This window comes from Blastomonas sp. CCH1-A6 (assembly GCF_001556365.1).
GTDB lineage: Bacteria > Pseudomonadota > Alphaproteobacteria > Sphingomonadales > Sphingomonadaceae > Blastomonas > Blastomonas ursincola.
In genome coordinates this window covers 1-7,368 of record NZ_LSIS01000146.1, presented here as the reverse complement: position 1 = coordinate 7,368, position 7,368 = coordinate 1, and the positions used below count along the sequence as shown (strand labels likewise).

Genomic DNA, 7,368 nt, shown 5'->3' with positions numbered 1-7,368 from the left:
CTCTCGAACGGCCCAGGCGATCCCGCCGCGACCGGCGTCTATGCGGTGCCGGTGATCCAGGGCCTGCTTGAGCGCGACATTCCGATCTTCGGCATCTGCCTCGGCCACCAGCTGCTCGGCCTCGCCGCCGGCGCGCGCACGCTCAAGATGCACCAGGGCCATCGCGGCGCGAACCATCCGGTCAAGCGGCTCGAGACCGGTGTGGTCGAGATCACCAGCATGAACCACGGCTTCGCAGTCGATGCGGCAACGCTGCCCGCTAATGTCGTCGAGACGCACGTCTCGCTGTTCGACGGCAGCAATTGCGGTATCGCGTTCACCGACAGACAAGCGTTCGGCGTGCAATATCACCCCGAAGCCTCGCCGGGACCGCAGGACAGCTTCTACCTGTTCGAGAAGTTCGTGAGCAGCCTCAAGGCTCCGGCGACCGCCGCGTGACGATCAAGCTCCCCCCCGTCGATCCTGTCCGCATGGAGCAGGAATGGGCCGCCGATCAGGACGTGCTGCGCAATCTGGCCGCCAATGGCGATCAGGCCAGCATTCGCCGTGCGGTGGACGTGAGCTTTCGCGGGTCCGAGGCCAATCTGGAGCGGCTGTCCGAAGCGGCGGAGGAGCTGGGGCTGACCGAGCTTGGCCATGAAGATGACGAACAAGGCGGCGACCCCTGGCTGTTTCTGGAACGGGTGCAGGCGGTGGACGAAAAGTCGATCCGTGCGCTCACCGAACTGTGCCTGCAGATCGAGCAGCTGTTCGACCTCGAATATGACGGCTGGGGCTGCGAAGCCCAGACCGGCACGGTGCATTGATGATCCGCGCCGCCGCAGCCCTGACACACAATTCACGCCTTTAAAGAGAGCACGATAAACAATGCCCAAGCGCACCGACATAGACAGCATCCTGATCATCGGCGCCGGCCCGATCATCATCGGCCAGGCGTGCGAGTTCGATTATTCGGGCACGCAGGCGTGCAAGGCGCTGAAGGAGGAGGGCTATCGCATCGTCCTCGTCAACTCCAACCCCGCGACGATCATGACCGATCCCGACATGGCCGATGCGACCTATGTCGAGCCGATCACGCCGGAGATCGTTGCCAAGATCATCGCCAAGGAGCGCGCCGAGCGTCCGAACGAGAAGCTGGTGGTGCTGCCGACCATGGGCGGGCAGACCGCGCTCAACACCGCGCTGGCGCTCGATGCCAATGGTACGCTCGAGAAATACGATGTCGAGTTGATCGGCGCCAAGGCCGAGGCGATCGACAAGGCCGAGGACCGGCAGAAGTTCCGCGAGGCGATGGACAAGATCGGGCTGGAATCGGCGCGGTCGGGCATCGCGCATACGGTCGAGGAGGCGCTGGCGGTGCTCGAACGTACCGGCCTGCCCTCGATCATCCGGCCCAGCTTCACCATGGGCGGCACCGGCGGCGGAATCGCGTACAACCGCGACGAGTTCGTCCAGATCGTCACCGGCGGGCTCGACGCCTCGCCGACCACCGAGGTGCTGATCGAGGAATCGCTGCTCGGCTGGAAAGAATATGAAATGGAGGTCGTTCGCGACAAGAACGACAATGCCATCATCATCTGCTCGATCGAGAATGTCGATCCGATGGGCGTGCACACCGGCGATTCCATCACGGTCGCGCCCGCGCTGACGCTGACCGACAAGGAATATCAGATCATGCGCTCGGCCAGCATCGCGGTGCTGCGCGAGATCGGCGTCGAGACGGGCGGGTCGAACGTGCAGTTCGCGGTCAACCCGAAGGACGGCCGCCTGATCGTGATCGAGATGAACCCGCGCGTGTCGCGCTCCTCGGCGCTCGCCTCGAAGGCGACGGGTTTCCCGATCGCCAAGGTCGCGGCCAAGCTGGCGGTGGGATACACGCTTGACGAGATCACCAACGACATTACCGGCGCGACGCCTGCCAGCTTCGAGCCGACGATCGATTATGTGGTCACCAAGATTCCGCGCTTCGCCTTCGAGAAGTTCAAGGGATCGAGCCCGCTGCTCGGCACCGCGATGAAATCGGTGGGCGAAGTGATGGCGATCGGCCGCAACTTCCAGGAATCGGTGCAGAAGGCGCTGCGCGGTCTCGAGACCGGCCTGAGTGGGTTCAATTTCGTCGATCATCTCGTCGGCGCGCCGCACGAGGACATCGTCGCCGAACTCAGCCAGGCGACGCCCGACCGGTTGCTCATCGCGGCGCAGGCGCTGCGCGAGGGCATGACCGTGGAGCAGATCCATGCCGTCGCCAAGTTCGATCCCTGGTTCCTCGAACAGATCAAGCAGATCGTCGATGCCGAGGCCGAGGTGCTCGCTGATGGCCTTCCGCGCGATGCGGCGGGGATGCGGCGGCTCAAGTCGATGGGCTTTTCCGACAAGCGCCTCGCCTATCTCGCGCTCAAGTCGGCCAATCTGCGGCCGGGCATGGGCCATGCCCTCGCGCGCGGATCGGGCCTGGTGCGCGATGCGGTGGTTGCGATGACCGGCGGCGTCACCGAAGAGGAGGTGCGCGCGCTGCGCCACAAGCTTGGCGTGCGCCCGGTGTTCAAGCGCATCGATACCTGCGCGGCCGAGTTCGCGGCCAAGACGCCGTACATGTACTCGACCTATGAGGCCCCGACCTTCGGCGAGCCCGAATGCGAGAGCCAGCCGACCGAACGGCGCAAGGTCGTGATCCTGGGCGGCGGGCCCAACCGCATCGGCCAGGGCATCGAGTTCGACTATTGCTGCTGCCATGCCTGTTTCGCCCTTGGTGACGCCGGGTTCGAGACGATCATGGTCAACTGCAACCCGGAAACCGTCTCGACCGACTATGACACGTCGGACCGGCTCTATTTCGAGCCGCTCACGGCCGAGGACGTGCTCGAACTGCTCGATGTCGAGCGTTCGACCGGCGAGCTGGTGGGCGTGATCGTGCAGTTCGGCGGGCAGACGCCGCTCAAGCTCGCCCAGGCGCTGGAGGATGCGGGCATCCCGATCCTGGGCACCTCGCCCGATGCGATCGACCTGGCCGAAGACCGCGAGCGCTTTGCCAAGCTGGTCGACAAGCTGGGCCTGAAGCAGCCCGCCAACGGCATCGCGCGCAGCCGCGAGGAGGCGATCGCGGTCGCCAACCGCATCGGCTATCCCGTGTTGATCCGCCCGTCCTATGTGCTCGGCGGCCGCGCGATGGAGATCGTCGACGGCCAGGCGCAGCTGGAAAGCTATATCGCCACCGCGGTGCAGGTCTCGGGCGACAGTCCGGTGCTGATCGACCAGTATCTGCGCGATGCGATCGAGGTCGATGTCGATGCGATCTGCGACGGCCGGGAGGTCGCGATCGCCGGCGTGATGCAGCATATCGAGGAGGCGGGCGTCCATTCGGGCGACAGCGCGTGCAGCCTGCCGCCCTACAGCCTGAGCAGTGACATCATCGCCGAGATGGAGCGCCAGACCAGGTTGCTCGCCGAGGGATTGAAGGTGCGCGGGCTGATGAACATCCAGTTCGCGGTCAAGAACGGCCAGGTTTACCTGATCGAGGTCAATCCGCGCGCCAGCCGCACGGTGCCGTTCGTCGCCAAGGCGATCGGCCAGCCGGTGGCCAAATATGCCGCGCGGGTGATGGCGGGCGAGATGCTGGCCAATCTGCCGGTGATCGATCGCAATATCGACCACATGGCGGTCAAGGAGGCGGTCTTCCCCTGGGCGCGCTTTGCCGGGGTCGATCCGGTGCTGAGCCCCGAGATGAAGTCCACGGGCGAAGTCATGGGCATCGACAAGGATTTCGCCACGGCCTTTGCCAAGGCACAGATCGGCGCCGGGCTGACGCTGCCGACCAAGGGCACGGTGTTCATCTCGGTCAAGGACAGCGACAAGCCGGTGATTCTGGAAGCCGCGCGCGGGCTGATCGAACTCGGCATGGACATTGTCGCGACCGGCGGCACCGCGCGCTATCTTTCCGACAATGGCGTGGCGCTGACCGAGGTCAACAAGGTGGCGCAGGGCCGCCCGCATATCGTCGACAAGATCAAGGACGGCGAGATCGCGCTGATCTTCAACACCACCGAGGGCTGGCAGAGCCTGAAGGACTCGCAATCGATCCGCGCCAGCGCGCTGACGGGGAAGATTCCGTATTTCACCACGGCAGCTGCCAGCGTCGCGGCGGTCAAGGCCATGGCGTCGCTTGCGGCGACAAGCCTTGAAGTAAAGCCGCTTCAGGCCTATAATATACGGCCTGACGCTTGAGCCCCCCGACAAGTCGTTACCCTGATGCGGCCCCGTTCGAGGGCCGCTAAAGGCATTATTGTCGGACGTTCGGCTTCGCGTCGGCCAAGGATGAAGGGATATGCCGAATGGCAACCGTCGATAAGCTGCCGATGCTGGCAGAAGGTTATGAAAAGCTCTCGCGCGAGCTGAAGGCGCTCAAGGAAGAACGTCCGCTGATCGTCGAGGCGATCGAGGAAGCGCGCGCGCATGGCGATCTTTCGGAAAATGCCGAATATCACGCCGCCAAGGAGCGCCAGGGCCAGGTCGAGGCGACCATTGCCGATCTGGAAGGCAAGCTGAGCCGTGCGCAGATCATTGATCCGACCACGCTTTCGGGCGACAAGATCGTGTTCGGCGCGACCGTGACGCTGCTCGACGAGGACGACAAGCCGGTCAAGTACCAGATTGTCGGCGAAGCCGAGGCAGACGCGCGCAAGGGCAGGATCAGCTATTCGAGCCCGCTGGGCCGCGCGCTGATCGGCCGTCAGCTCGACGACGAGGTCGAGGTGAGCGTGCCTTCGGGCGACAAGTTCTACCTCGTGTCCAAGATCGAGTTCATCTGAACCATGCCCGCCGTGCCGCAGCGGTCGGCAACCAATTTTCTCGTGATCGCCAATGTGCTGGTCTGGCTGGTGGGCTTTACCACCGGCTGGACCGAACCGATGCAGATCGAGGGCGGGTTCTGGTCGGCGCGGCTGCATGACGCGCTATACGGGCATTCGAGCGCTCTGCCCGTCGATTATCCATGGGTCGTGCCGGTCTGGCTGACGCCGTTCACCTCGGCCTTTCTACATGCCGGGCTGTTTCACCTTGCCATGAACATGCTGGCGTTGATCGTGATCGGGCGGATCGTCGAAATGGCGCTCGGCTGGGAGCGCTATCTGTTGCTTTATGGCGCGGGGATGATCGCCGCTGCGGCCATGCACTACGCGATCGACCCGGTATCGATGGTGCCGGTGGTGGGCGCGAGCGGCGCGATTTCGGCGCTGATGGCGGCCTATTTCCTGCTTTTCTCGCGCCGCAAGCCGCCCGCGATCGGCCCGGTCCCGCAGATCGTCGTCCACATGGCATGGCTGATGGCCGCGTGGATCGGAATCAACCTGCTCAGCCAGCTCGCCTTTGCGGGCACTGCGCTCGGTATCGCCATCTGGGCGCATATCGGCGGTTTTGCCGCGGGCCTGCTGCTCGCGGTGCCGCTCGTGCGCAGCCACCAGGTCCGGCGGCCGCGGCACGATATTCCCTGATCGACTAGGGTCAGCTGGCGGGCGTTTCTTCCGGATCGAGCAGCCGGTGCAGGTGCACGATCACATAGCGCATTTCGGCATCGTCGACGGTGGCCTGGGCCTTGCTGCGCCAGGCTTCCTCAGCGCTGGCATAATCGGGATAGACGCCGACAAGGTCCATCTTGTCGAGTTCGCAATAATCGAGGGTTTGGGGGTCGCTGACGCGTCCGCCCATGACGAGATGAAGTTTGCTCATGTGAATATGCGTCCCTGACAGATGAAACGGATGCCGGGCGGCATCCTCTCCCGTGCGACAGGGTGTTGCGTGCCGTGCCCCATCGCGTTGCTGGGGCGCGCCATAATGCGGTTGCGCGGGATTTTCCAGCCCTGTTGCGCGCTGTCAGCGCTTGCCGGTGCTGCGCAGAGCGTCGCGGGCCTTTTCCGCTTGCGCCCTGGCCTTGTCGGCCAGCGGCGCGGCGGCCTTGGTGATCGGCTTGCGCGCGAGGAACAGCCCGCCAAGCAGACCGGCCAGCGCAATTTTCCAGCGGTGCGTCCAGGCGAGACCCGCAGCCTGATCGGCGGCATTGCCGATCTTCTCGGCGGCGGTCTCGATCGCCTCGTCGCGCAGATTTGCGGGGGCAAAGCGATCCTTGGCGCGGGCCAGGGCCTTTTGCCACTGGGTGCGCGCAGCGAGGCGACGCGCGGAAACCTCGGCAAGGCTTTCGGCGCCATCGTCATCGTGATCGTGCGGCGTGCTGTGCAAGGGCTCGGTCATGCAGAGGCTTTCGTCTCGTCGGCAGCAGCATTCTCGTCGGCGAACAGCGCTCCGACCCTGCCGATGCGCCGGACCGCGAGCCAGAAGGCGAGCGCCGCCAGGATCAGCGTAGCGAGCACGGTCGCCCCCATCGCGCCCCATGCGCCGAGATAGGGAATGAGCGCAATCATGGTGCCTACCACCAGCGCGATCAGCGCGCAGCCGATCAGCACCAGTCCGACAAACACCAGCGCCGCCATCGCGCGGACCTGGCGCCCGGCGGCGGCCATGCGCGCCTTCTGGAAGCTGATTTCTGCATCGATCAGTTCGCGGCCATCGGCGTAGAGGCCGTGCAACTGTTCGAGCAGCCCGGGTTTGTCCGCTTCCGTCTCGGGCAGAGGCGGCGGATCGGACGCGCCCGGGCCTGGCGCGGTGTCGGGAATGGTCTGGGTCACGGGTGGAGCGGTCCGGACTGGGCGCTCAACGCCGCTTGCCGAACACCGACGAGAGGATCTTGGCGACTACCAAGCTGGCGACCGCAGCGATGCCTGCGGCAGCAACCGGCTTGGTACGGACGAATTCGCGCGTATCCTCGGCAATTTCCTCGACCGGCTTGGCGCGCAGCCGCTCGGCCGCGTCGGTGACGCTTTGCGCCGCGCTGCGGGCATAGTCGCCATATTTGGGGCCGATATTGTCGTCGATCGCGCCGGCGCTGTCGTTCAGGATCTGCGCGATGCTGTTGACAGCATCACAGGCCATGTCCTTGACATCGCTCGCCACGTCCTTGGCCTTGCCGCCCATGTCTTCGGGGATCATTGCGCTCACCTTTTCGGAAACCTGTTGAAATGCGTTGCTCGACTGCGCGGCGACGGTCGCACCGGCGGCAGCGACGCCGCTCGACACGAGCACCGCGCTGTTTGGGGTGGGGGTGACATCGGCGGGCTTTTCCGCAGCGGGCTTGGGAGCCGCCTTGCGCTTCGGGGCGGCGGGCTTCGCGGCACCGTCACCAGTTGCGGCCTTTTTCGCGCGCGGCTTTTTCGGCGCGGCTGCAGCCTTGGTTTCTTCTTCGGACATGAATTCCTCCTCAAGCTTGAGGGCAGACGCATGAAGCGCCGCCACGGTTCCGCTTGCCCAAGTTATATTCTGGCC

9 protein-coding genes are annotated in these 7,368 nt (G+C 64.9%); 5 read left to right on the top strand and 4 right to left on the bottom strand.

The window, feature by feature from the left end:
• The 5 genes from AX735_RS05850 to AX735_RS05830 form a co-directional block, all read left to right on the top strand.
• On the top strand, positions 1 to 438 hold a 438-nt coding region (locus AX735_RS05850), incomplete at its 5' end, for a glutamine amidotransferase-related protein (RefSeq protein WP_202189512.1).
• Entirely contained in the window at positions 435 to 806 is a 372-nt protein-coding gene (locus tag AX735_RS05845; protein WP_066277116.1) for a ribonuclease E inhibitor RraB, read from the top strand. The genes AX735_RS05850 and AX735_RS05845, both read left to right, overlap by 4 nt.
• 61 nt (positions 807 to 867) lie before the next feature.
• Positions 868 to 4,221 carry a carbamoyl-phosphate synthase large subunit gene (gene carB / locus AX735_RS05840; RefSeq protein WP_066277108.1) on the top strand — a complete coding sequence of 1,118 codons (3,354 nt, stop codon included), beginning with the start codon at positions 868 to 870 and terminating at the stop codon, positions 4,219 to 4,221.
• 107 nt (positions 4,222 to 4,328) lie between these two features.
• Positions 4,329 to 4,805, top strand: coding sequence for a transcription elongation factor GreA (greA, locus tag AX735_RS05835; protein WP_023836660.1), 477 nt, complete (start codon positions 4,329 to 4,331; stop codon positions 4,803 to 4,805).
• 3 nt (positions 4,806 to 4,808) lie between these two features.
• Entirely contained in the window at positions 4,809 to 5,486 is a 678-nt protein-coding gene (locus AX735_RS05830) for a rhomboid family intramembrane serine protease (protein WP_066277103.1), read from the top strand.
• Between the two features lie 10 nt (positions 5,487 to 5,496).
• Here the strand turns inward: AX735_RS05830 and AX735_RS05825 are convergent, their stop codons facing one another.
• From AX735_RS05825 to AX735_RS05810, 4 genes are all read right to left on the bottom strand, one after another.
• Complete coding sequence (locus AX735_RS05825; RefSeq protein WP_060979067.1) at positions 5,497 to 5,721, bottom strand: DUF4170 domain-containing protein; 225 nt, start codon at positions 5,719 to 5,721, stop codon at positions 5,497 to 5,499.
• Positions 5,722 to 5,865: 144 nt separating this feature from the next.
• Positions 5,866 to 6,240, bottom strand: a complete 375-nt coding sequence (locus AX735_RS05820; RefSeq protein WP_066277095.1) for a hypothetical protein — start codon at positions 6,238 to 6,240, stop codon at positions 5,866 to 5,868.
• The gene (locus AX735_RS05815; protein WP_066277092.1) at positions 6,237 to 6,674 is read right to left on the bottom strand and encodes a phage holin family protein; all 438 of its coding nucleotides are present in this window, start codon (positions 6,672 to 6,674) and stop codon (positions 6,237 to 6,239) included. The genes AX735_RS05820 and AX735_RS05815 overlap by 4 nt, the downstream gene beginning before the upstream one ends.
• 25 nt (positions 6,675 to 6,699) lie before the next feature.
• Positions 6,700 to 7,368 (bottom strand): hypothetical protein (locus AX735_RS05810; protein ID WP_066277090.1); only part of this gene is annotated, 669 nt, incomplete at its 5' end.

Excerpts from the sequence above, each read along its gene's own strand:
- greA (WP_023836660.1), top strand. The coding sequence starts at position 4,329 with ATGGCAACCGTCGATAAGCTGCCGATGCTGGCAGAAGGTTATGAAAAG.
- AX735_RS05825 (WP_060979067.1), bottom strand. The coding sequence starts at position 5,721 with ATGAGCAAACTTCATCTCGTCATGGGCGGACGCGTCAGCGACCCCCAA.
- AX735_RS05830 (WP_066277103.1), top strand. The coding sequence starts at position 4,809 with ATGCCCGCCGTGCCGCAGCGGTCGGCAACCAATTTTCTCGTGATCGCC.
- carB (WP_066277108.1), top strand. The coding sequence starts at position 868 with ATGCCCAAGCGCACCGACATAGACAGCATCCTGATCATCGGCGCCGGC.
- AX735_RS05820 (WP_066277095.1), bottom strand. The coding sequence starts at position 6,240 with ATGACCGAGCCCTTGCACAGCACGCCGCACGATCACGATGACGATGGC.